The organism is Gaiella occulta, assembly GCF_003351045.1.
GTDB classification, from domain to species: Bacteria; Actinomycetota; Thermoleophilia; order Gaiellales; family Gaiellaceae; genus Gaiella; species Gaiella occulta.
Window position 1 is genome coordinate 187032 of the sequence record NZ_QQZY01000005.1, and the last position, 20404, is coordinate 207435.

Here is a 20404-nt window from a genome sequence, read left to right on the forward strand (position 1 = left end):
CGGGGCCGCTCAGAAGGAGAGCGCGGAGACCGCGTGCCCGGCGAGGTCGACCAGCGGCTGCACGAAGAAGAACGAGCCGACCGTGACGGCGACCGCGGCGACGATCGCGGCGGTGAGCGCCGGGTCGGCGGCCGGAGAGCCGCCGGCGGCGACGAGGTCGGCACGGGCCGGCGCGGGGCGCATGAACAGCGCCCGGATCACCGACAGGTAGTAGTAGATGCTGGCCGCGGTCGCGACGACGCCGACGACGACGAGCCACCACCAGCCGGCCTCGTAGGCGGCGGAGAAGACGTAGAACTTGCCCAGCATGCCGCCCGTGAGCGGGAAGCCGGCGAAGCCGAGCATGAACACCCACAGCGCCGCCGCGTGGAACGGCCGCTCCCAACCGTAGCCTTCGAGCGTCGTCAGCGTCACCGCCCGGCCGAGCTCGCGCTCGCGCGCCGCGACGACGGCGAAGGCGCCGATCGACATCGCGCCGTAGGGGATCAGGTAGTAGAGGAGCGCCCTCCCGCCGAGCGGGGAGTTGGCGGCGACCGCGATCAGCATGAAGCCGGCGTGCGAGACGGACGAGTAGGCGAGCAGGCGCTTCACGTCCTTCTGCGCGAGCGCGGCGAGGTTGCCGACCACGAGCGATGCGACGGCCAGCACGGCGACCGCGAGCGACCAGATCTCGGCCTGCTCCGGGAACGCCGTCACGAGCACGCGCAGCGTGACGACGAGCGCCGCGGCCTTCGTGGCCGCCGACATGAAGCCGGTCACCGCCGTCGGCGCGCCCTCGTAGACGTCCGGCGTCCACATGTGGAACGGCGCCGCGGAGGCCTTGAACGCGAGGCCGGCGAGGATCATCGCCATGCCCGTGACGAACAGCGGGTCGTCGGCGCCGGTCGCCTCGCGGATCGCGTTGAAGCCGAGCTGGCCGGTTGCCCCGTACGTGAGCGCCGCTCCGAACAGCAGGATCGCCGAGCCGAAGCTGCCGACGATCAGGTACTTGAGCCCCGCCTCGAGCGACCGCTTGCGGTGGGTATCCATCGCCGTGAGGATGTAGAGCGGGATCGAGAGCCACTCGAGCCCGAGGAACAGCGTCATCAGGTTCCCGGCGGAGACGAAGAACAGCATCCCGCCGCCCGCGGCGGCCAGCAGCGCGTAGTACTCGCCCACGTGGTCGCGGCGGCGGTCGCCCCACGAGACGAGCACCGAGAGCAGGCCGGCGCCGGCGAGCACGATCTGCGCGAGCGCGGCGATGCGGTCGCGCGTCATCGACTCGGCGATGAGCAGCTCCTGCTCGGGCGAGCGGTCGAACACGACGGCCGCCAGCACGGCGGCGACGCCGAAACCGGCGCCGGCGAAGGTCGCCGAGAACGCGCGCCGTGCGGCCGCCGGCACGAGCACGGCGCCGAGCAGGCAGACGGTCGCGGCCGCGAGCAGCGCGAGCGACGGCGACAGTGCCAGCCAGTCGACCTTCGGGGTCGCGATCGCGGCGCCGACGGTCATTCGGCCGCCTCCGAGATCACGCCGGCGGGCCCGCGGTCGGGGAACGAGCGATCACTGACCGCGGCCGGCCAGGCGGAGAGGGCGAGCAGCGCGAGCACGAGCGGCAGCACGAGCGCGACCTCGCCGGGTCGCAGGTCGAGCGCCTCGGCGCGTATGGCGGCGCCGCTCGCGCGGTGGAGCACGGCGGAGATCAGGCGCAGCGTGTACATCGCGGCGAGCACGATCGCGACGGCGCCGACGGCGGCGTAGCCCCAGCCCTGCGCGAACACCCCGGCGAGGATCGCGAACTCTCCCGCGAAGTTGGCCGAGCCGGGCACCGCGAGCGTGAGCATGCCGACGATCATCACGATCGTCGCGAGCACCGGGCGCCCCTTCGCCATGCCGCCGAGATCGGCGAAGCGGTCGCTACCGGTGCGCTCGATCACCATGCCTGCGAGAAGGAACATCGCGGCCGAGACGAGTCCGTGACCGACCGATTGCAGCACCGCGCCGCCGAGGCCGAGGTCGTTGCCGGCGAAGATGCCGAGTGTGATCAGGCCCATCTGGCCCATCGACGAGTAGGCGACGACGCCGCGCATGTCCGGCTGGCGGAACGCGAGCAGCGACCCGTAGACGAGGCCGGTCGCCGCCAGCACGAGGATGACGGTGCGCCAGTCGCCCACCGGGCCGGGGAAGTGGCGCAGCACGATCCAGACGAAGCCGAACACGGCGGCCTTGGAGACGACGCCGGAGAGCAGCGCCGCCACCTCGGGCGGCGCCTCCGTGTAGGCGGCGCGCAGCCAGCCGTGGAACGGGAACAGCGGCGCCTTCACCGCGAAGGCGACCGCGAAGCCGAGGAAGACCCAGTCGTTGTCGCTCGTGCCGGCGGCGATCAGGTCGAAGGTGCCCTGCGAGAGCCCGAAGGCGACGATCGACGCGAGCATCAGCAGCGACCCCGCCATCGTGTAGACGACGAACATGATCGTCGCGGCGGCACGGTTCGGCCCGCCCCAGACGCCGACGAGGATGTAGATCGGGATCAGCATCGCCTCGAAGAAGACGTAGAAGAGGAGCAGGTCCTGGGAGGCGAACACGCCGACGACGGCGCCGACGAGGAACAGCATCAGCCCGTAGTAGGCGCGTGCACGGTCGCGTCCGACCCACATGCCGAAGCCGATCGCGGCGGCGCCGAGCGCCACCGTGAGCCCGGCGAGCCAGAGCGAGAAGCCGTAGAAGCCGACGTGGTAGGAGACGCCGAGGTCGCTGAACCATTCGCGCTGCGCCGAGTGCTGCAGCGCGCTCGAGCCGAAGTCGAACCGCAGCAGGGCGAGGATCCACAGGCCCACCTCGACGAGCGCGACGAGAGAGGCGATGCCCGCGGTCGCCTCGCGCGGCAGCGGCGCCGCCCACACGACGGCGGCGGCGACGAGCGGCAGCACGATGAGCAGGGTCGTCAGCATCAGCGCACCGCCAGGAAGACGACGACGAGGACGACGACCGACGCGGCGATCGTGAGCGCATAGGTGCGCAGGAGCCCGGTCTGGAGGCGGGCGACGCCTGCGGCGGCGGCGCGGGTGCCGGCGCCGATCTCGGTGAGCGAGCCCTGCACGACGGGCGTCTCGACGTCCTCGCGCAGGCGGTCGGCGACGATCTGAGCGGGCCGTGCGAACACGGCGTCGTAGAGCTCGTCGAAGTAGAGCTTGTGCTCGAGCACGGTGCGCGCGCCGGGCATCGTCACGAGCTCGCGGCCCTGCGTGAAGGCGCGCCGGGCGACGAGCGCGCCCGCGACGCCGACGAGCACCGCGACGGCGCTCGTGCCGTAGTCCTGTGCCACGCTCGGCTCCACGAGCTGCACGGCGACCTCGCCGATCCAGTGCTCGAACGTCCTCCACGCGCCCGGCACGTTGATGAGGCCGCCGACGGCGCTGAGGGCGGCGAGCGCGCCGACCGGGATCAGCATCGACCGTGGTCCCTCGCCGCGGCCGTGCGCGGCGTGGCCCCCCGCGTGGGCATCGCGTGCGGCCGGCTCGCCCTCGAACACCATCAGGTAGAGGCGCAGCGCGTACATGCCGGTGAGGAAGGCGCCCAGGATGCCGGCGGCGAAGAGGAACCAGCCGAGCGCGCCGCCCGTCGCGAGCGCCGCGGAGAGGATGGCGTCCTTCGACCAGAAGCCGGCGAGCGGCGGGATGCCGACGAGAGCGAGCGTTCCGACGAGGAACGTGATCCACGTGAACGGCATCGTGCGACGCAGGCCGCCCATCTTGCGGATGTCCTGCTCGCCGTCGAGGCGGTGGATGACGATGCCGGCGGCGAGGAACATGAGCGCCTTGAAGAAGGCGTGCGTCACCAGGTGGAACATGGCGAAGCCGTAGGCGCCGACCCCCGCCGCGAGGAACATGTACCCGATCTGCGACATCGTCGAGTAGGCGATCACGCGCTTCATGTCCCACTGCACGAGCGCGACGAAGCCGGCGACGAGCAGCGTCACCGCGCCGATGATCGCTGCGAGATGCTGCACGCCGGGCGCCGCCTCGAACACGGGATGGGTGCGGACGATCAGGTACACGCCGGCGGTGACCATGGTGGCGGCGTGGATGAGCGCCGAGACCGGGGTCGGGCCCTCCATCGCGTCCGGAAGCCACGTGTGCAACGGGATCTGCGCCGACTTCGCGACGGCGCCGGCGAGCAGGCCGAGCGCGACGAGGTTGAGCGTGGTCGACGAGAGGCCGCCTCCCTGCGCCGCCTCGAACACGCGGCCGAAGTCGAGCGAGCCGACCTTGGCGATGAGCAGGAAGAAGCCGAGCGCCATCGCCGCGTCGCCGACGGCGTTCATGACGAACGCCTTCTTCGCGGCCGCGACCGCCTCCGGCCGCTCGTGGTAGAAGCCGATCAGGAGGTACGAGGCGAGGCCGACGAGGCCCCAGCCGACGAGCAGCAGCAGCAGGTTGCCGCCCTGTACGAGCATCAGCATCGAGAACACGAACAGCGCCATGGTGGCGAAGTAGCGGCGCTCCTCGTCCTCGCCGTGCATGTAGCCGATCGAGTACCAGACGATGAGCCCGCCGACGCCGGTGACGACGAGCATCATCGTCAGCGCGAGCGGATCGACGAGGATCTGGAGTCCGACGCGGAAGTCGCCGGCGGCGAGCCACGACCAGGCGGTCGACAGCTGTTCCCGGTCGGCGGCGTCCCGGCCGAGCGTGGAGACGAACGAGACGAGCGCGCCCGCGAAGCCCGCGAACACCGACAGCGTCGAGATCCAGCCGGCCGCGGTGCGCGAGATGCGCTCCCCCGCGACCGTGATCGCGATCGCGCCCCCGAGCGGGGCGAACAGGCAGAGCCATGCCCCCCAGATCATCCGCGCAGCTCCGTGAGAGCGTCGACGTCGAGCTCCATGTCGCGGCGGGCGAAGGCCACGATGAGGCCGAGGCCGACGGTGACCTCCGCGGCCGCGACGGCCATGACGCCGATCGCGAACACCTGCCCGTCGACGGCACCGAGCAGGCGCGAGAAGCCGACGAGCGCCAGATTGGAGGCGTTGAGCATGATCTCGAGCGAGAGCAGGACGATGAGGGGGCTGCGGCGCAGCAGCACGCCGGTGGCGCCGATCGCGAACAGCACGCCCGAGACGGCGAGGTACCAGGGGACGCCGGGGCCGAGCACTACGACCGCTCCCCCTCGGCATCGGAGCGCATGCCGAGCACGACGCCGCCGACGGCCGCGACGAGCAGCACGATCGAGGTGATCTCGAAGGCGAGCAGGTGGTCGGTGAGGAACAGCTTCCCGATCTCCGCCGGGCTGCCGAAGGAGCCGGAGACGGCCGCCTCGTCGGAGAGGCGCCCGCCTGCCTTGAGCAGCAGCGCCACGACGACCTCGACGAGCAGCGCGGCCCCGGCGACGAGCGCCGCGAGCTGCAGCCAGCGCCCGCCGCCTGCCCACGGCGCGTCGGCTCGCCCGCCGAGGTAGGCGATCACGAACAGGAACATCACCATCACGGCGCCCGCGTAGACGAGGATCTGCGCGGCGGCGACGAACTCGGCCGACGCGAGCAGGTACAGCACCGCAAGCGAGGCGAGGTTCCCGATCAGCGACAGCGCCGAGTAGAACGGGTTGGTGAAGCCGACGACGGCCATCCCCGTGCCGAGGCAGGCGAGCGCGGCGACGATCCAGATCACCCAGACGAGGAAGTTGCCCATCTAGCTGGAGGTCTTGTAGGCCGGCACCGGCGTGTCGTAGAGGGCGGGATCCTGAACGGGGACGCGCTTGATCGGCTCGCCGAGGAGCATGTCCTTCGTGTAGACGAGGTCGTCGCGCGAGTACTCGGAGATCTCGAACTGGTTCCCGAGCGTGATCGCGTCGAACGGGCAGGCGAGCTCGCAGTAGCCGCAGAAGATGCAGCGGCTCATGTTGATCTCGTAGATGCGCGCGTAGCGCTCGCCGGCCGAGACGCGGTTGTCGGCGGTGTTCTCGGCGGCGACGACGCGGATGCAATCGGAAGGGCAGGCTGCGGCGCAGAGCGAGCAGCCGACGCACTTCTCGAGCCCGTTCTCGTGCCGGTGCAGCATGTGCCGTCCGCGGAAGCGCGGGTACACCGCCCGCTTGAACTCGGGGTACTGCTGCGTGATCGGCTTGCGGAAGATCTGCCGGAACGTGACGCCGAATCCCTTGAGCGTTCCGAACGGCTGCGGGCTCATCGGCCGGACACCTTAGATCGCCACCACGAGGATCGCCGTCACAACCGCGTTCAGCGTCGCCACCGGCAGCAGCACCTTCCAGCCGAAGCGCATGAGCTGGTCGTAGCGCAGGCGGGGCAGCGTCGTGCGCACCCAGATGAAGACGAACAGGAGCAGGAAGAGCTTGAGCACGAACCACAGCGGCCCCGGCAGCAGCGGCCCGTGCCAGCCGCCGAGGAAGAGCGTCACGCAGAGGCCGGAGAGGGTGATCAGGTTGATGTACTCGGACATCGAGAAGAGCCCGAAGCGCATGCCGCCGTACTCGGTGTGGTATCCGGCGACCAGCTCCTGCTCGGCCTCCGGCAGGTCGAACGGCGCCCGCGCGGTCTCGGCCGTGCCGGCCGCCAGGAAGACGGCGAAGCCGACGAACTGCGGCAGCACGTACCACGTCTCGTTCGCCTGCGCCTGCACGATGTCGACGAGCGACAGCGAGCGCGCCATCAGGATCACGCCGAGCACGCTGAGAGCGAGCGACACCTCGTACGAGACGAGCTGCGCGCACGTGCGCATCGAGCCGAGCAGCGCGTACTTCGAGTCGGACGACCAGCCGCCGAGGATGAAGCCGTAGATGCCGAGCGAGCCGATGGCGAAGACGAGCAGCAGCGCGATCGGCAGGTCGGCGACGTAGCCGTTCACCTGGTAGCCGGCGATCGTCCAGCCCGGGCCGAACGGGATCACCGAGAAGGTCGAGAGCGCCGTGAACGCCGCCAGGAAAGGCGAGCTGATGTAGAGCACGTCGATCGCGGCGGCCGGAAAGAAGCTCTCCTTGCGGATCAGCTTCACGAGGTCGGCGATCGGCTGCAGCAGCCCGTACGGGCCGGCCCGGTTGGGGCCGTAGCGCAGTTGCATGCGACCCATGATCTTGCGCTCGGCGAGCGTCAGGTACGCGAACGTGACGAGGACGAGGTTGATGATGATCGCCGCCTTGATGAGCGCGATCCACCACGGCTCGCCGTTCGCGCCGGACGCGAGGAGCAGGCGTACGGGAAAGGTCATCGCTTCACGACCTCGACGATCTGGTGCAGGTCGGCGGCGTGCTCGTCGGCGATCCGTGCCACGCCCTCGGCGAGCCGCCGGTCGATGCGGGCGCGCAGCTCGACGGAGGTGCCGTTCGAGCGCACGAGCACGGTGTCCCCGCCTGCGATCGCGCGGCGCTCGGCGTCGGCGGCCGAGAGCACGAGCTCGGGCTCGGGTCGCTGGAAGCCGAGCGCGGCGACGCGTTCCACCTGGGGGCCGGAGAAGAGGGGCCGGTAGCGCACGAGGCGCAGCTCGCCGACGAAGCGCGCGTCGGCCGTGCGCGGCTGCGCGGGAGCCTTCGTCTCGCCTGCGGGAGGGGGCGGCTCGTAGGCGCCGCGGCCGGGCAGCGGCGCGGCGCCGTCGAGCTCGGCCGCCGAGACGCCGCCGAACGCCTTCTGCGACAGCTCCTCGAACACCGCCGCGGCGTGCGGCGACAGCTCCACGCCGAAGCGCCCGGCGAGCCGCGCGATCCAGGCGAGCTCGTCCGGCACCGGCGCGATCGCGGCCCGGCGCAGGCGCTGCAGGCGCCCTTCGAGGTTGAGCAGCGTGCCGTCCCGCTCGAGCGCCCCCGTCGCCGGCAGCACGAGGTCGGCCCAGCCCACGGCGAGCCCGTGGAACATCGTGATCGCGATCACCGTGCCCGCACGCTCGGCGAGCGCGCGCACGGCCGGGTCGGAGGCGGCCTCGTCGCCGGAGACGATGAGCAGGCCGATCGGCTCCGGGTCCGCCTCGTCCTCGTCGGCCGCCGCCGCCCATGCCCGGGCGACGCCGCGGCCGTTGGGCGTGGCGGGCAGGTGGAAGGCGCCGCAGGCGGGCTTTCCCTCGAAGCCGAGCGCGTGCGCCGCCTCGGCGAGGCGTGCGCCGCCGCCGCCGCCCGGGCCCGACCACACGAGGATCGCGCGGTCGGCGGCGCGGAGGCGGGCGCCGAGCGCGTCGGCGGGATCGGTGAGCGCATGGAGCGCGGCTGCGGCGCCGCCGGGGAGCACATGGTGGTCGCCGGCGGGGCCGTAGCGGACGACCTCCGCGCCGTTGCGGGCGGCAGCCTTGAGCCACAGGTCGACGACCGGCGCCCTGTCGGCGACGTCGTCGTCGCCGACGACGACGACGATCTCGGCGTCGGCGAGGGCGGACAGCGGGAGCCGGAAGGCGTCGAGCGAGCCGGAGGTCGACTCCGGCAGCACGGCGGAGTGCGCGCCGAGGCCGCCGCGCAGGAGCCGGGCGAGGCCGTAGGCCTGCTCGAGCGTCTCCGAGCCGGACAGCGCCGTCACGATGCGCCCCTCCGCGCCGCGCAGCAGCTCCTCGGCGCGGTCGAGCGCCGCCTCCCACGTGACCGGCGCGAGCCCGAGCGGGCCGCGCGCGAGCGGCGCGGCGATGCGGTCGTCGGCGAGCAGGTGCGGGGAGGTGAACCGGCCCTTGTCGCACAGCCAGCCGCCGTCGACCTCGGGGTGGTTGCGCGAGAGCACGCGCTTCACCTTGCCTTCGCGCACCGTCGCGTTGATGTTGCAGCCGACCGGGCAGAGGCCGCACACGGTGGGGACGTTCTGGATCTCCCACGGGCGCGCTTCGAAGCGGTACTGCGTCGAGGTGAGCGCGCCCACCGGGCACAGCTCGACGACGTTGCCCGAGAAGGGCGAGCGGTAGGGGTCGCTCTCGAAGGTGGCGATCTCGGTGTGGGCGCCGCGGTTGCGCGCGATCAGCTGGTTGTCCTCCGCCACGTCGGAGGAGAAGCGCGTGCAGCGGTAGCAGAGGATGCAGCGCTCGCGGTCGAGGGCGATCAGCGGCGAGATCGGGATCGGCTTCTCGAGCGTGATCTTCGAGAACGACATGCGCGTGCTGCCCGGCCCGTAGCGGAAGGTGAGGTCCTGCAGCGGGCATTCGCCGCCCTTGTCGCAGACGGGGCAGTCGAGCGGGTGGTTGACGAGGATGAACTCGAGCGTGGCGTTCTGGCCCTCGGACGCCTTCGCGGACGTGGCGGCGGTCCTGACGACCATGCCGTCCTGCGCGGTCAGGGTGCAGCCTGCCTGCAGCTTCGGCAGGCCCTCGACCTCCACGAGGCACATGCGGCACGCGCCCACCGGAGGCCCGAGGCGCGGCTCGTAGCAGAACACGGGGATCTCGATCCCCGCGGCCTGGGCGCTCTCGACGAGCCCGGTGCCCTTCGGCACCTCGACCTCGCGGTCGTCGATCGTGAGCTTCACCGTCTCGCTCATAGGGGAACGACCTCGCGGGCGTGGTGGTGGGTGTGCATCGCCACGGGCGCCAGCACGTGGTCGAGCGAGGACGAGCCGTGCAGCGGGCAGCCGCCCTCGTCGATGTGCGCCTGGAACTCGTCGCGGAACTTGTCGACGTAGCTTGCGACGGCGATCGCGTCCGAGTCGCCGAGCGGGCACAGGCACTTGCCGTTGATGCGCTCCGCCACGCTCAGGAGCAGGTCCATGTCGGCCTGCGAGCCGCGCCCGTCTTCGATCTTCTGGAGGATGCTCGTCAGCCACCTCGTGCCGACGCGGCACGGGGTGCACTTGCCGCACGACTCGTGCTCGTAGAACTGGGACACGCGTACGGCGAGCTGCACCATGCAGCAGCGGTCGTCGATCGCGATCACGGCGGCGGAGCCGATCGCCGTGCCCGCGCCGGTCAACGAGTCGAAGTCGAGCGTGACGCGCTCCACCTCGGCGGCGGTGAGGATCGGCGTCGACGATCCGCCCGGGATCACGGCCTTGAGCGTGCGGCCGCCGGCGATGCCGCCGCCGACGCCGTAGATGAGATCCCTGAGCGGGAAGCCGTGGGGAAGCTCGTAGTTGCCGCCGTTGACGACGTTGCCGGAGAGCGAGAAGACGCGCGTGCCGGTGGAGTTCTCGACGCCGAGCTTCGCGTACTCGGCGCCGCCGAGCTCGATCACCGCGGTCGCCGTCGTGATCGACTCGACGTTGTTGACGGCGGTGGGCGAGGCGTAGAGGCCCGCGATGGCCGGGAACGGCGGCTTCGTGCGCGGCTGCCCGCGGCGGCCTTCGAGCGACTCGAGCAGCGCGGTCTCCTCGCCACAGATGTACGCGCCTGCGCCGCGGTGCACGACGACCGTGACGTCGCCGAGCAGGTCGCGCGCCTTCATCTGCTCGAGCGCTGCCACCAGCACCTCGAACTCCTGCTCGTACTCGCCGCGGATGTAGACGAACACGTGCTTCGACTCGATCGCGTGGGCGGCGATGAGGCAGCCTTCGAGGAAGCGGAACGGGACGCGCAGCATGATCTCGCGGTCCTTGAACGTGCCCGGCTCCGACTCGTCGGCGTTGACGACGAGGTAGTGCGGCTTGGCGATGCGGTCGGGCTTGGGGACGAAGCTCCACTTGCGGCCGGTCGGGAAGAAGGCGCCGCCGCGGCCGCGCAGGTTCGACGCGTCGAGCTCGGCGATGACCTCGTCCGGCGTCATCGCGCGCGCCTTGGCGAGCGCGGCGAAGCCGCCGACGGCCTCGTAGTCGGCGATCTGCGTGAGGGCCCCGCCGCCGCTGCCGGCGAAGACGATCTCCGGCGTGCTCACGCGCTCTCCCCGCGCAGCTCTGCCACGATGCCGGGCACGTCGGCCGCCTGCACGTGCAGCCTGTGCCGGTTGTTGACGGCGACGACCGTGGCCCAGCCGCAGCCGCCGAGGCACTCGACCGTCCGCAGCGTCCAGGCGCCGTCGCCCGACGTCTCGCCGGCCCCGAGGCCGAGCTCGGAGGCGAACGCCTCAACCACCTGCTGCGCGCCGTTGAGCCCGCACGAGATGTTCGTGCATACCTCGATCACGTGCTCGCCGACGGGCTCGAGGCGGAACATGTCGTAGAACGACGCGATCGAGAGGCAGTAGGCGGGCGTGAGGTCGAGCGCGTCCGCGACCTCGCGGAAGGCCTGCTCGGGCAGCCAGCCGCCGTGCCGCTCCTGGGCGAGCTGCAGCGCGGGCATCACCGCCGATCGTGGGTCGGGGTACATCGCCTTCAACTCCTGGATGCGGTCGTACAGCGGGATCACGCCGCGCCGCCCGATCCGCGCGATCGTCGGGGAGCGCGTGTCACCTGTCGACCTCGCCCATGACGCCGTCGAGCGACCCGACGATCGCGATCATGTCCGCCACGGCGGCGTCGCGCATGCAGGTCGCGGTCGCCTCGAGCGCCACGAAGCTCGGCGCGCGGAACTTGACGCGCCACGGCTTCGGCCCCCCGTCGGAGACGACGTAGCAGCCCATCTCCCCCCGGGCCGACTCGACGACGACGTAGACCTCGCCCTCGGGCACGCTGTAGCCCTCGGTGACGATCTTGAAATGGTGGATCAGCGACTCCATCGAGGTGTGGAGCTCGTGCCGGGGCGGCAGCACGACCTTGCGGTCGTCGGCGATCCACGGCTCGCCCTCCATCTCCTCGAGGCGGTCGACGCACTGGGCGATGATGCGCACCGACTGGCGCATCTCGTCCATGTGCACCTTGTAGCGGTCGTAGACGTCGCCGCCCGTGTAGACCGGCACGTCGAAGTCGACCTCGTCGTAGGCGAGGTAGGGCATGTTCTTGCGCAGGTCCCAGTTGACGCCGGAGGCGCGCAGGCACGGCCCGGACTGGCCGAGCGCGATCGCGTCGTCCGCCGACAGCAGGCCGATGCCCTTCGTGCGCTTGAGCCAGATCGCGTTCGCGTCGAGAATGGCCTCGTACTCGTCGACCGCCTTCGACATCTGCTTGCAGAAGGTGCGGGCGTTCTCGTAGAAGCCCGGCGGAATGTCCTCCGCGAGGCCGCCCGCCTGGAAGTAGCGGGTGTGCATGCGCGTGCCGCAGACCATCTCGGAGAGGTCGAGGATCGCGTCGCGCTCGTCGAACGTGTACCAGAACATCGAGATCGCCCCGAGCTCGAGCGCCGAGGTGCCGAGCCACACGAGGTGGGAGTGGATCCGGTTCAGCTCGGACAGGCACATGCGCATCCAGGTCGCCTTGCGCGGCGTCTCGAGGCCGAGCAGCTTCTCGATCGCCAGCACGAACACGAGCTCGTTGGTCTGGAACGAGAGGTAGTCGATGCGCTCCGGATACGTGATGCACTTCCACCAGGTCTTCTGCTCCATCGTCTTCTCGAAGCCCGTGTGCAGGTAGCCGATGACGGCGGAGAGGCCGGCGACCATCTCGCCGTCGAGGTCGACGACGAGTCGCAGCACGCCGTGCGTCGACGGGTGGTTGGGTCCGAAGTTGATCGTCAGGATGTCCTCGAGGTCGTGCTTGTCGGGATCGACCTGCAGCACCGTCGGGATCGGGCTCGGGATGCGGGAGCCCTCGTAGATCTGCGCCGTGCTCTCCATCACCGCCACGGCCCTACTCCTCCCCCGAGAAGCGGACGGGCTCGCCGCCGATCGGATAGTCCTTGCGCAGCGGGTGGCCCTCCCAGTCGTCTTCCATGAGGATGCGGCGCAGGTTCGGGTGGCCGCGGAAGACGATCCCGAACATGTCCCAGGCCTCGCGCTCGAACCAGTCCGCGGTCGGCCACACGCCGACGACGCTGTCGATCTCCTCGCGGTCGTCGAGCCACGCCTGCACGCGGATGCGCACGGGGTCGTCGGCGAGCCGGAGCAGGTGGTAGTTGACCGCGAATCGCTTCGGCTTCGGGTCGGGCACGCGCGCCATGCCCTGCGAGCCGGGCCGGTGCATGTCGCGGCCCGGGCGCGTGCCGTAGTAGCCGGCGACGCCCTTCTCCGCCCAGCCGAGGTAGTCGGTCGGCGACAGGTCGGAGAGGAAGTTGAAGCCCTCCACGTCGCGGAGATGCGTGCACGCCTCGACGATGCGCGCGGGGTCGACGACGAGGGTGAGCTCGCCGTGCGCCTCCACCGTCTCGACGAGCCCGGGCGTCGCCTCGTACGCCATTACTGCGCCACGCCCCGGATCTGGTACGCCGGCGGCAATCCCGCCTTGATCTTCTCGTGCAGGCGGATGATGCCCTCCATCAGCGCCTCCGGCCGCGGCGGGCAGCCCGGCACGTGGACGTCGACGGGGACGATCTTGTCGACGCCCTGCAGCACCGTGTAGTTGTTGAACATGCCGCCCGAGCTCGCGCAGGCGCCCATCGCGATCACCCACTTCGGCTCGAGCATCTGGTCGTAGACCTGCCGCAGCGGGGCCGCCATCTTGTGGGTGACCCGACCCGACACGATGAGCAGGTCGGCCTGGCGCGGCGACGAGCTGAAGCGCTCCATGCCGAAGCGCGAGATGTCGTAGCGCGACGACACGATCGACATCATCTCGATCGCGCAGCAGGCGAGGCCGAACGTGTCCGGCCACATCGAGTTCGCCTGCGCCCAGGCGACCGCCTTCTCGACGGTGGTGATGCCGAGCGCGTCCTCGATCTTCTCGATCTCCTCCTCGAACACGCCCGGGCCCTTGTTCGGCATGAGGACGCGCTCGGAGCTGAGCCCGGCGCGCGCCAGCGGCCGGTCGCTGATGAGGGGGAGCCTGCGGCTCAGTGCCATTCCAGGGCCCCCTTGCGCCAGATGTACACGTAGGCGACGAAGAGGATGGCGATGAAGACGAGGAACTCGATCAAGCCGAACCAGCCGAGGGCGTCGAGCTGGATCGCGAGCGGGTACAGGAACACGATCTCGATGTCGAAGAGGATGAACAGCATCGCCGTGAGGTAGAAGCTCACGGTGAAGCGGCGATCCTGCCGCGGCGGCCCCTCGGACACGCCCGACTCGAACGGGATCATGCGTTGTTTCGTCCGCGACGTGGGGCGGGTGGCGAACACGAAGGAGAATGCGATCATCGAGGCGGGGATGCCCGCCGCGAGCAGCGCGTAGATCAGAAACGGGAGCCAGTCGGAGAGCATGCGGTTCCTCTCCCTCGCGGTGGGAGTCTGACCGCGAAACCTAGCACCTCCCTCGCTGCTGCACGAGATCATGTGCGAACCCGCTGTATCAGCGGGAATCAGTTGTTACAAACTGTCGCCCTTGCGGCGGCCGCCACCGGTTCGGCTACCATCCTTGGCATGGAGATCGCCGAACGCCCCACGGACGTCCTGCTCACCCTCACGCCCACTGCGGCCGCCAAGGTGCGGGAGTTGATGGCCGAGGAGCCGGACGCCGACGCGACGGTGCTGCGCGTCGCGATCCAGGGAGGCGGCTGCTCCGGCTTCCAGTACGGTCTCGGCTTCGACACGGCGCCGGGCGAGGGCGACGTCGAGCTCGAGTTCGAGGGCGTGCGCGTGGTCGTCGACCCGTTCAGCGCGCCCTACCTCCAGGGGGCGACGATCGACTTCCTCACCGGCCTGCAGGAGTCCGGGTTCAAGATCGACAACCCGAACGCCGCCTCGTCGTGCGGCTGCGGCCACTCGTTCCAGGTCGCCGAGGGCGAAGAGGCGCCCGAGGCGAGCGCCGGCGGCTGCGGCTCCGGCTGCTCGCACTGAGTCCTCGTGCGCAGGAATCGGGATTCCGCGCTCGCGGAACCCTGATCGCTCCCTCCTTCGCCGGGCACACCCCTGCGGCCGGGAGCCCGCGGGTCCCAGGGAGCCTCCCTCCGCTGTGGCTCAGGGCCGGCGACCCGCGCTCGCCGGCGCGCACCACGCGTCGAGCCATCCCGTGCGATAGCCGTCCTCGCGCCACATGACGGGGAAGAACGCCTCGTCGAGCTCCCGCTCGCCCGGGCGGCGGTACTTCGAGTAGATGGGATGAGGCTTCGCCCCGTCGGCCCAGCGCGTCTCCGTCGAGACCATGTGGCTGACGAGCGCGCGACGCTCCTTGTCGGCACGCTCGTTCGGAGGCGAGCCGTGGAACGTCCAGCCGTCGTGGAAGGCGGCCCCTCCTGCGGGAACCTCGATCGGTACGAGGTCGAGCTCCTCGCCCGGCGGCATCACCTCGTGCACGTACCCGAGCCAGTCCTCGGGCGCGTGGAAGGAGCCGCCGGCGGGGAAGCGCGGCCAGTGGCTGGATCCGCGCACGTAGTAGATCGTGCCCGCGTCCGCGCTCGTGTCGTCGAGGGCCATCCAGCACGTCGTCATGTTCGGCGGCTCGAGCCAGCCGACGTAGGCGGCGTCCTGGTGGCACAGGAGCGCCTTCCCGGACGGCGGCTTCCAGATCGCGTTGTCCTGCACGAGGCGCAGGCCGGGCACACCGGCGAGGCGGGCCCCGAACTCGGCGTTGCGGCGGGCGAGCACCGTGGCGGCGAGCGTCCGGTCGGCCTTCCAGACGTTGCAGAGCTGCCGGGTCTTGTCGGGCGGGGTGACGCCCGGCTGGTAGTTGACCTCGTCGGGCTGCAGGCCCGTCTCCCACTCGTGCGCGAACGCCGAAGCGTAGCGGCCGCGCAGCCCTTCGAGCTCGTCCGCCTCGAGAAAACGCTCGACGACGACGAACCCGTCGCGCCGGTAGTCCTCGATCTGCTGCTGTGTCGGCTGCACCGTTCCCTCCTTGCCGCGGGCCTGTCTGCACAAACAACTATCATTTAGAGGATTTGTTGGGCAAGGCCCGAGAGCTCGCGCTTGCGCCGCTGCGGTCGGAGGGGGCCGTCGAGCAGGTCGTGCGCCGGCTCGGCGAGGCGATCGGTACGGGCGTGCTCGCCCCCGGCGAGCGGCTCCCTGCCGAGCAGCAGCTCGCCGCCCGGCTCGGCGTCGCGCCGATGACGCTGCGGCAGGCGCTCGCGATCCTGCGCGACGCCGGCTTCGTCGAGACGCGGCGCGGCCGCGCGGGCGGCTCGTTCGTGCGGCCGGACGCTCCTGGCGCGCTGCCGGAGCCGTCGGCGACGCCGCCGACCGCCGCGCGCCTGCGCGAGTTGACGGACTTCCGCCGCGCGATCTCGGGCGAGGCCTCCGCGCTCGCTGCCGCGCGGGCCTCGGGCGCGACGGTGCACGATCTGCGCGCCGCCGACGCGGCCGTGGCGGCGAGCGCCGGCGACGCAGCCGCGTTCCGCCTCGCGGACGCGCGCTTCCACGTCGCCGTCGCGGAGGCGTCCCGCTCGGAGCGACTGATCGCGGCGGAGACGCAGGTGCAGGCCGAGCTCGGCGAGATCCTGCGCTTCGCGCCCGGGCCGGCCGCGGCCCGCAGGATCTCGCAGGCCGGTCACGCCGCCATCGTCGCGGCGATCGCGGCGGGGGACGAGCAGGCCGCCCGCGTCGAAGCGGTGCGGCATGCCGAGGCGACCCACGACTGGATCGTCGGACTCCGCCTCGGCCTCGGACGCGCGCAGGTGGCCGGTCGACCAGCCGCCTGTGAGTAGGATCGACGCCGATGAGCCCCGAGCGCCCCCTCCGCGTCGCGGTCGTCGGGTCCGGCCCGGCGGGGTTCTACGCTGCAGGCCAGCTCCTCGCGGCCGACCCGCCCGTCGAGGTCGACATGTTCGACCGGCTGCCGACGCCGTGGGGGCTCGTGCGGCTCGGCGTCGCGCCCGACCACCCGAACATCAAGGCCGTCTCGCGCGTGTTCGAGCGCATCGCGCAGCGCCCAGGGTTCCGCTTCTTCGGCAACGTCGAGATCGGCCGCGATCTCGACCACGACGATCTCGCCTCCGCCTACGACGCGGTCCTCTACGCCGTCGGCGCCCAGGCCGACCGGCGCATGGGCATTCCCGGCGAGGACCTGCCCGGCTCGTGGCCCGCTACCGCGTTCGTCGCCTGGTACAACGGCCACCCCGACTACCACGGCATCCCGTTCGACCTCTCCGCGCGCCGTGCGGTGGTGGTCGGCAACGGCAACGTGGCGGTCGACGTCGCCCGCATGCTCGCGCTCACGCCCGAGGAGCTCGCCTCCACGGACACCGCCGACGACGCGATCGCGGCGATCGTCGAGGGCGGCATCGAGGAGATCGTCGTGCTCGGCCGCCGCGGTCCCGCACAGGCCGCGTTCACGACGCCCGAGTTGATCGAGCTGACCGAGCTGGCCGGCGCCGACCTGATCGTCGACCCCGCCGACCTCGAGCTCGACCCGGCGAGCGCCGCCGCGCTCGAGGACGACACAGCGATCGCCCGGCGCAACGTCGAGGTGCTCCGAGAGGCGGCCGCCCGCCCGCCGCAGGGCAGGCCGAAGGCGGTGCGGCTGCGCTTCTGCGTGTCGCCCGTGGCGATCCTCGGCGACGGTCGTGTCGAGGCGGTGGAGGTCGTCCACAACGAGCTCGTGAGCGACGACCGCGGGCGTATCACGGCGGTTCCGGGCGGGACGCGCGAGGTGATCGAGTGCGGCCTCGTGCTGCGCAGCGTCGGCTACCGCGGCGTTCCGCTCCCCGGCGTGCCGTTCGACGAGCGCACGTGCACGATCCCGAACCGCGGCGGACGCGTGGTCGGCGCCGACGGGGCGGTGCTGCCGGGGCTCTACTGCGCCGGCTGGATCAAGCGCGGCCCGAGCGGCGTCATCGGCACGAACAAGAAGGACGCCGCCGAGACCGTGGAGCTCCTGCTCGAGGACGCCCGTGCGGGAACGCTTCCGCGCGCGAGCGGCGGCGACGTGGCAGAGCTGCTCGCCGCCCGCGGCGTCGCGGCGGTCTCGCACGCCGGCTGGCAGGCGATCGACGCGCGCGAGCGGGCCCTCGGCGAGGAGCAGGGACGGCCGCGCGTGAAGCTGTGCAGGTGGGACGAGCTGCTCGGCGCCGCTCGCGCCGTGGAATCAGGTGGGAGGGCGCTCCTTCCGTAGGCGCTACACGGCGTGCGGACCAGTGGCGACCATCACGGCCGCGCCGCTGAGATGCCCCGAGCATTCGGGGCGCCGTCGCACGAGACCCCCGCCCCGCCCGCGCCAGCGACCGCGAGCTCGCGCTTCGCATCGGGATCCGCTACTGGGGCGTCGGTTCGCCCCGGCCGGTGGCGAGCCGAGCGCTAGACTCGTTCTCATGAGCGGCGCGAAGCTGTGGGGCGGCGAGACCGACAAGGCCGTGAACAACTTCCCCGTCTCCGGCGAGCCTATTCCGGCGTCCGTGGCGCACTGGCTCGGGCGCATCAAGGCCGCCGCCGCGCGCGCGAACGCCGACCTCGGGCTGCTCGACGCCGAGATGGCGCAGCGGATCGCCGACGCCGGCGACCGCGTCGCGGCCGGCGAGTTCGACGACCAGTTCCCGATCGACGTCTTCCAGACCGGTTCGGGCACGAGCTCGAACATGAACGCGAACGAGGTGATCGCCGCCCTCGCGGGGGAGGGCGTGCACCCGAACGACCACGTCAACATGGGCCAGTCCTCCAACGACGTGTTCCCGTCGGCGGTGCACCTCGCCGCCCTCGACGGCGCCGTCAACGACCTGCTGCCGTCGATGGAGCAGCTCGCGCGCTCGCTCGAGGCCAAGGCGGCGGCCTTCGACGACGTCGTCAAGTCCGGCCGCACGCATCTCATGGACGCCGTGCCCGTCACGCTCGGACAGGAGTTCGGCGGCTATGCGGCGCAGGTGCGTCAGGGCATCGCGCGCGTGCAGGACGCGCTGCCGCGCCTCGGCCAGATCCCGCTCGGGGGCACCGCCGTCGGCACCGGGCTCAACACGCACCCCGACTTCGCCGCGAAGGTGCGCGGGCTGCTGCACGCCTCCTCCGGCCTGCCCGTTTCGCCTCCGGCGGATCCCTTCGAGTCGCAGGCGGCCCGCGACGGCCTCGTCGAGCTGTCGGGCGCGCTCAAGGTCGTGGCGGTGAGCTACACGAAGATCGCGAACGACCTCCGGCTGATGGGCTCGGGCCCCCGCGCCGGCCTCGCCGAGCTGTTCCTGCCGGAGCTGCAGAAGGGCTCGTCGATCATGCCGGGCAAGGTCAACCCGGTCATCCCCGAGGTCGTGACGCAGGTCGCCGCCCAGGTGATCGGCAACGACGCCGCGATCACGGTCGGCGGCATGCAGGGCCACTTCGAGCTCAACGTCTTCATCCCGGTGATGGCGCGCAACCTGATCCAGTCGATCACGCTGCTCGCGAGCGCCTCACGGCTCCTCGCCGAGAAGTGCGTCGACGGAATCGAGGCGAACCGCGCCCAGTGCGAGCGCTACGCGGAGCTGACGCTGTCGGCCGCCACCGCCCTCAACCCCCACATCGGCTACGACAGGGCCGCCGAGATCGTCAAGACGGCGGCCGCGAGCGGCCGCTCGCTGCGCGAGGTCGCGCGCGAGGCGGGCGTGGAGGAGAGCATCCTCGACGAGGCGCTCGACTACCACACGATGGCCAAGCCGCACGGGTAGACCGCGCCGAGATCTCGCGTATCCTGAGTTCGAATCCACGGGCCCATGGGGCCCGGCTCGATCAGGGGAGAGGACAAGCACATGCGCAGGATGCTCGTGTTGTTCGCGCTGCTGGGGACGCTGCTCGTCGTCGCCGTTCCGGCGAGCGCGATCACGGACGGAGAGCTCGACGGGAACGGTCACCCGTATGTCGGTCTGATGCTCGCCAAGAGCGCAGCCGGGGAGCCGCTGTGGCGGTGTAGCGGCACGCTCATGTCGGAGAGGGTCTTCCTGACCGCGGGTCACTGCACCGAGGCCCCGGCTGCCGGCATCGAGATCTTCTTCGCGCCGGGGCCGATCCAGGTCGACCCGAACTACGTGTCCGTGGCCAGGGGCGGCAGCGGCTGCGCGAACACCGCCGTCACCGGCTACCCGTGCCACGGCGACGTCGGCGGCACGCCGTACACGCACCCGCAGTACGACCCCAATGCGTTCTACCGCTTCGACCTGGGTGTCGTCGTCCTCGACAGGCCTCACCCGATGGCCGCGTACGGGGCCCTTCCGCAGCAGGACGTGCTCGACAGGCTGAAGACGAAGCGTGGCACGCAGGACGTCACGTTCACCGCGGTGGGGTACGGGCTCCAGAAGGCCTTCCCGGACGCGGCCTCCTGGAAGACCCAGGCCGATCGCGTGCGCATGGTCGCGCACCCGCGGCTGATCCAGATCAACACGGGATTCACGGGTGACGGCTCGCTGCTCCTGTCGAACAACGCCTCGACCGGTGGCACCTGCTTCGGCGACTCGGGCGGCCCGAACTTCGTCGGGGCCTCGAACGTCGTCGCAGGGGTGACCTCGTTCGGGCTCAACGGCACCTGCGGCGGCACGGGGGGCGTCTACCGCGTCGACCGCGCCGACGACCTCGGGTGGCTGTCGACCTTCGGGCTGGCGCCCTAGTGCGCCGTCTCCGGACGTTCGACCCGAAACGCGCGCGCGGAGCGCGCCCCTTCAGGATCATGTCGCCCGGCTGCGCCGCAGCCGGGCGACACGCAGCGAGCATCGGGTGCGGCGTCTCGCAACAAGGCT

At 71.4% G+C, this 20404-nt stretch carries 20 protein-coding genes; 5 read left to right on the plus strand and 15 right to left on the minus strand.

Features of this window, described 5'->3' with window-relative positions:
- Positions 1 to 9: 9 nt before the first annotated feature.
- From Gocc_RS11360 to Gocc_RS11425, 14 genes are all read right to left on the minus strand, one after another.
- Complete coding sequence (locus tag Gocc_RS11360; RefSeq protein WP_114796676.1) at positions 10 to 1491, minus strand: NADH-quinone oxidoreductase subunit N; 1482 nt, start codon at positions 1489 to 1491, stop codon at positions 10 to 12.
- Positions 1488 to 2930, minus strand: a complete 1443-nt coding sequence (locus tag Gocc_RS11365; RefSeq protein ID WP_114796677.1) for a complex I subunit 4 family protein — start codon at positions 2928 to 2930, stop codon at positions 1488 to 1490. The genes Gocc_RS11360 and Gocc_RS11365 overlap by 4 nt, the downstream gene beginning before the upstream one ends.
- Entirely contained in the window at positions 2930 to 4828 is a 1899-nt protein-coding gene (gene nuoL / locus Gocc_RS11370) for an NADH-quinone oxidoreductase subunit L (RefSeq protein WP_114796678.1), read from the minus strand. Before nuoL ends, Gocc_RS11365 begins: the two co-directional genes overlap by 1 nt.
- Positions 4825 to 5133 carry an NADH-quinone oxidoreductase subunit NuoK gene (gene nuoK, locus Gocc_RS11375; RefSeq protein WP_114796679.1) on the minus strand — a complete coding sequence of 103 codons (309 nt, stop codon included), beginning with the start codon at positions 5131 to 5133 and terminating at the stop codon, positions 4825 to 4827. The genes nuoL and nuoK overlap by 4 nt, the downstream gene beginning before the upstream one ends.
- Positions 5133 to 5666, minus strand: coding sequence for an NADH-quinone oxidoreductase subunit J (locus Gocc_RS11380; RefSeq protein WP_114796680.1), 534 nt, complete (start codon positions 5664 to 5666; stop codon positions 5133 to 5135). The genes nuoK and Gocc_RS11380 overlap by 1 nt, the downstream gene beginning before the upstream one ends.
- A complete protein-coding gene (gene nuoI, locus Gocc_RS11385) occupies positions 5667 to 6164 on the minus strand; it encodes an NADH-quinone oxidoreductase subunit NuoI (RefSeq protein WP_114796681.1) in 498 nt (165 codons plus the stop codon).
- A 12-nt stretch (positions 6165 to 6176) separates the two neighbouring features.
- Positions 6177 to 7199 carry an NADH-quinone oxidoreductase subunit NuoH gene (nuoH, locus tag Gocc_RS11390; RefSeq protein WP_114796682.1) on the minus strand — a complete coding sequence of 341 codons (1023 nt, stop codon included), beginning with the start codon at positions 7197 to 7199 and terminating at the stop codon, positions 6177 to 6179.
- Positions 7196 to 9430, minus strand: a complete 2235-nt coding sequence (locus Gocc_RS11395; protein ID WP_114796683.1) for a 2Fe-2S iron-sulfur cluster-binding protein — start codon at positions 9428 to 9430, stop codon at positions 7196 to 7198. The genes nuoH and Gocc_RS11395 overlap by 4 nt, the downstream gene beginning before the upstream one ends.
- The gene (nuoF, locus tag Gocc_RS11400; protein ID WP_245904914.1) at positions 9427 to 10755 is read right to left on the minus strand and encodes an NADH-quinone oxidoreductase subunit NuoF; all 1329 of its coding nucleotides are present in this window, start codon (positions 10753 to 10755) and stop codon (positions 9427 to 9429) included. Before nuoF ends, Gocc_RS11395 begins: the two co-directional genes overlap by 4 nt.
- Entirely contained in the window at positions 10752 to 11225 is a 474-nt protein-coding gene (locus Gocc_RS11405; RefSeq protein WP_114796684.1) for an NADH-quinone oxidoreductase subunit NuoE family protein, read from the minus strand. The genes nuoF and Gocc_RS11405 overlap by 4 nt, the downstream gene beginning before the upstream one ends.
- Before the next feature lie 40 nt (positions 11226 to 11265).
- Entirely contained in the window at positions 11266 to 12528 is a 1263-nt protein-coding gene (locus Gocc_RS11410) for an NADH-quinone oxidoreductase subunit D (protein ID WP_245904917.1), read from the minus strand.
- Between the two features lie 13 nt (positions 12529 to 12541).
- Entirely contained in the window at positions 12542 to 13087 is a 546-nt protein-coding gene (locus tag Gocc_RS11415; RefSeq protein WP_114796686.1) for an NADH-quinone oxidoreductase subunit C, read from the minus strand.
- Positions 13087 to 13611, minus strand: coding sequence for an NADH-quinone oxidoreductase subunit B (locus Gocc_RS11420; RefSeq protein ID WP_114796725.1), 525 nt, complete (start codon positions 13609 to 13611; stop codon positions 13087 to 13089). The genes Gocc_RS11415 and Gocc_RS11420 overlap by 1 nt, the downstream gene beginning before the upstream one ends.
- Before the next feature lie 68 nt (positions 13612 to 13679).
- Positions 13680 to 14045, minus strand: a complete 366-nt coding sequence (locus tag Gocc_RS11425; RefSeq protein WP_114796687.1) for an NADH-quinone oxidoreductase subunit A — start codon at positions 14043 to 14045, stop codon at positions 13680 to 13682.
- 159 nt (positions 14046 to 14204) lie between these two features.
- Between Gocc_RS11425 and erpA the strand changes: the two genes are divergently transcribed.
- Positions 14205 to 14621, plus strand: coding sequence for an iron-sulfur cluster insertion protein ErpA (gene erpA, locus Gocc_RS11430; RefSeq protein WP_114796688.1), 417 nt, complete (start codon positions 14205 to 14207; stop codon positions 14619 to 14621).
- A 120-nt stretch (positions 14622 to 14741) separates the two neighbouring features.
- On the opposite strand, the gene Gocc_RS11435 is transcribed toward erpA, so the two are convergent.
- The gene (locus Gocc_RS11435; RefSeq protein ID WP_181813615.1) at positions 14742 to 15608 is read right to left on the minus strand and encodes a phytanoyl-CoA dioxygenase family protein; all 867 of its coding nucleotides are present in this window, start codon (positions 15606 to 15608) and stop codon (positions 14742 to 14744) included.
- Between the two features lie 56 nt (positions 15609 to 15664).
- Here Gocc_RS11435 and Gocc_RS11440 point away from each other — a divergent pair, with 56 nt between their 5' ends.
- The 4 genes from Gocc_RS11440 (at position 15665) to Gocc_RS11455 (ending at position 20275) form a co-directional block, all read left to right on the plus strand.
- The gene (locus Gocc_RS11440) at positions 15665 to 16423 is read left to right on the plus strand and encodes a FadR/GntR family transcriptional regulator (protein ID WP_181813616.1); all 759 of its coding nucleotides are present in this window, start codon (positions 15665 to 15667) and stop codon (positions 16421 to 16423) included.
- Between the two features lie 11 nt (positions 16424 to 16434).
- Positions 16435 to 17829 (plus strand): FAD-dependent oxidoreductase, encoded by a 1395-nt coding sequence (locus tag Gocc_RS11445; protein ID WP_114796690.1) that lies wholly within the window; start codon positions 16435 to 16437, stop codon positions 17827 to 17829.
- A gap of 196 nt (positions 17830 to 18025) precedes the next feature.
- A complete protein-coding gene (locus Gocc_RS11450) occupies positions 18026 to 19342 on the plus strand; it encodes a class II fumarate hydratase (protein ID WP_114796691.1) in 1317 nt (438 codons plus the stop codon).
- 81 nt (positions 19343 to 19423) lie between these two features.
- The gene (locus Gocc_RS11455; protein ID WP_114796727.1) at positions 19424 to 20275 is read left to right on the plus strand and encodes a trypsin-like serine protease; all 852 of its coding nucleotides are present in this window, start codon (positions 19424 to 19426) and stop codon (positions 20273 to 20275) included.
- The last annotated feature ends 129 nt before the right edge of the window (positions 20276 to 20404 follow it).

Bases quoted from the DNA above. Each gene is read 5' to 3' on its own strand.
- nuoI (WP_114796681.1), bottom strand. From the start codon at position 6,164: ATGAGCCCGCAGCCGTTCGGAACGCTCAAGGGATTCGGCGTCACGTTC.
- nuoL (WP_114796678.1), bottom strand. From the start codon at position 4,828: ATGATCTGGGGGGCATGGCTCTGCCTGTTCGCCCCGCTCGGGGGCGCG.
- Gocc_RS11410 (WP_245904917.1), bottom strand. From the start codon at position 12,528: ATGGAGAGCACGGCGCAGATCTACGAGGGCTCCCGCATCCCGAGCCCG.
- erpA (WP_114796688.1), top strand. From the start codon at position 14,205: ATGGAGATCGCCGAACGCCCCACGGACGTCCTGCTCACCCTCACGCCC.
- Gocc_RS11450 (WP_114796691.1), top strand. From the start codon at position 18,026: ATGAGCGGCGCGAAGCTGTGGGGCGGCGAGACCGACAAGGCCGTGAAC.
- Gocc_RS11425 (WP_114796687.1), bottom strand. From the start codon at position 14,045: ATGCTCTCCGACTGGCTCCCGTTTCTGATCTACGCGCTGCTCGCGGCG.
- Gocc_RS11380 (WP_114796680.1), bottom strand. From the start codon at position 5,666: ATGGGCAACTTCCTCGTCTGGGTGATCTGGATCGTCGCCGCGCTCGCC.
- Gocc_RS11445 (WP_114796690.1), top strand. From the start codon at position 16,435: ATGAGCCCCGAGCGCCCCCTCCGCGTCGCGGTCGTCGGGTCCGGCCCG.
- nuoH (WP_114796682.1), bottom strand. From the start codon at position 7,199: ATGACCTTTCCCGTACGCCTGCTCCTCGCGTCCGGCGCGAACGGCGAG.
- Gocc_RS11415 (WP_114796686.1), bottom strand. From the start codon at position 13,087: ATGGCGTACGAGGCGACGCCCGGGCTCGTCGAGACGGTGGAGGCGCAC.
- Gocc_RS11420 (WP_114796725.1), bottom strand. From the start codon at position 13,611: ATGCCGAACAAGGGCCCGGGCGTGTTCGAGGAGGAGATCGAGAAGATC.
- Gocc_RS11455 (WP_114796727.1), top strand. From the start codon at position 19,424: ATGCGCAGGATGCTCGTGTTGTTCGCGCTGCTGGGGACGCTGCTCGTC.
- Gocc_RS11395 (WP_114796683.1), bottom strand. From the start codon at position 9,430: ATGAGCGAGACGGTGAAGCTCACGATCGACGACCGCGAGGTCGAGGTG.
- Gocc_RS11365 (WP_114796677.1), bottom strand. From the start codon at position 2,930: ATGCTGACGACCCTGCTCATCGTGCTGCCGCTCGTCGCCGCCGCCGTC.
- Gocc_RS11360 (WP_114796676.1), bottom strand. From the start codon at position 1,491: ATGACCGTCGGCGCCGCGATCGCGACCCCGAAGGTCGACTGGCTGGCA.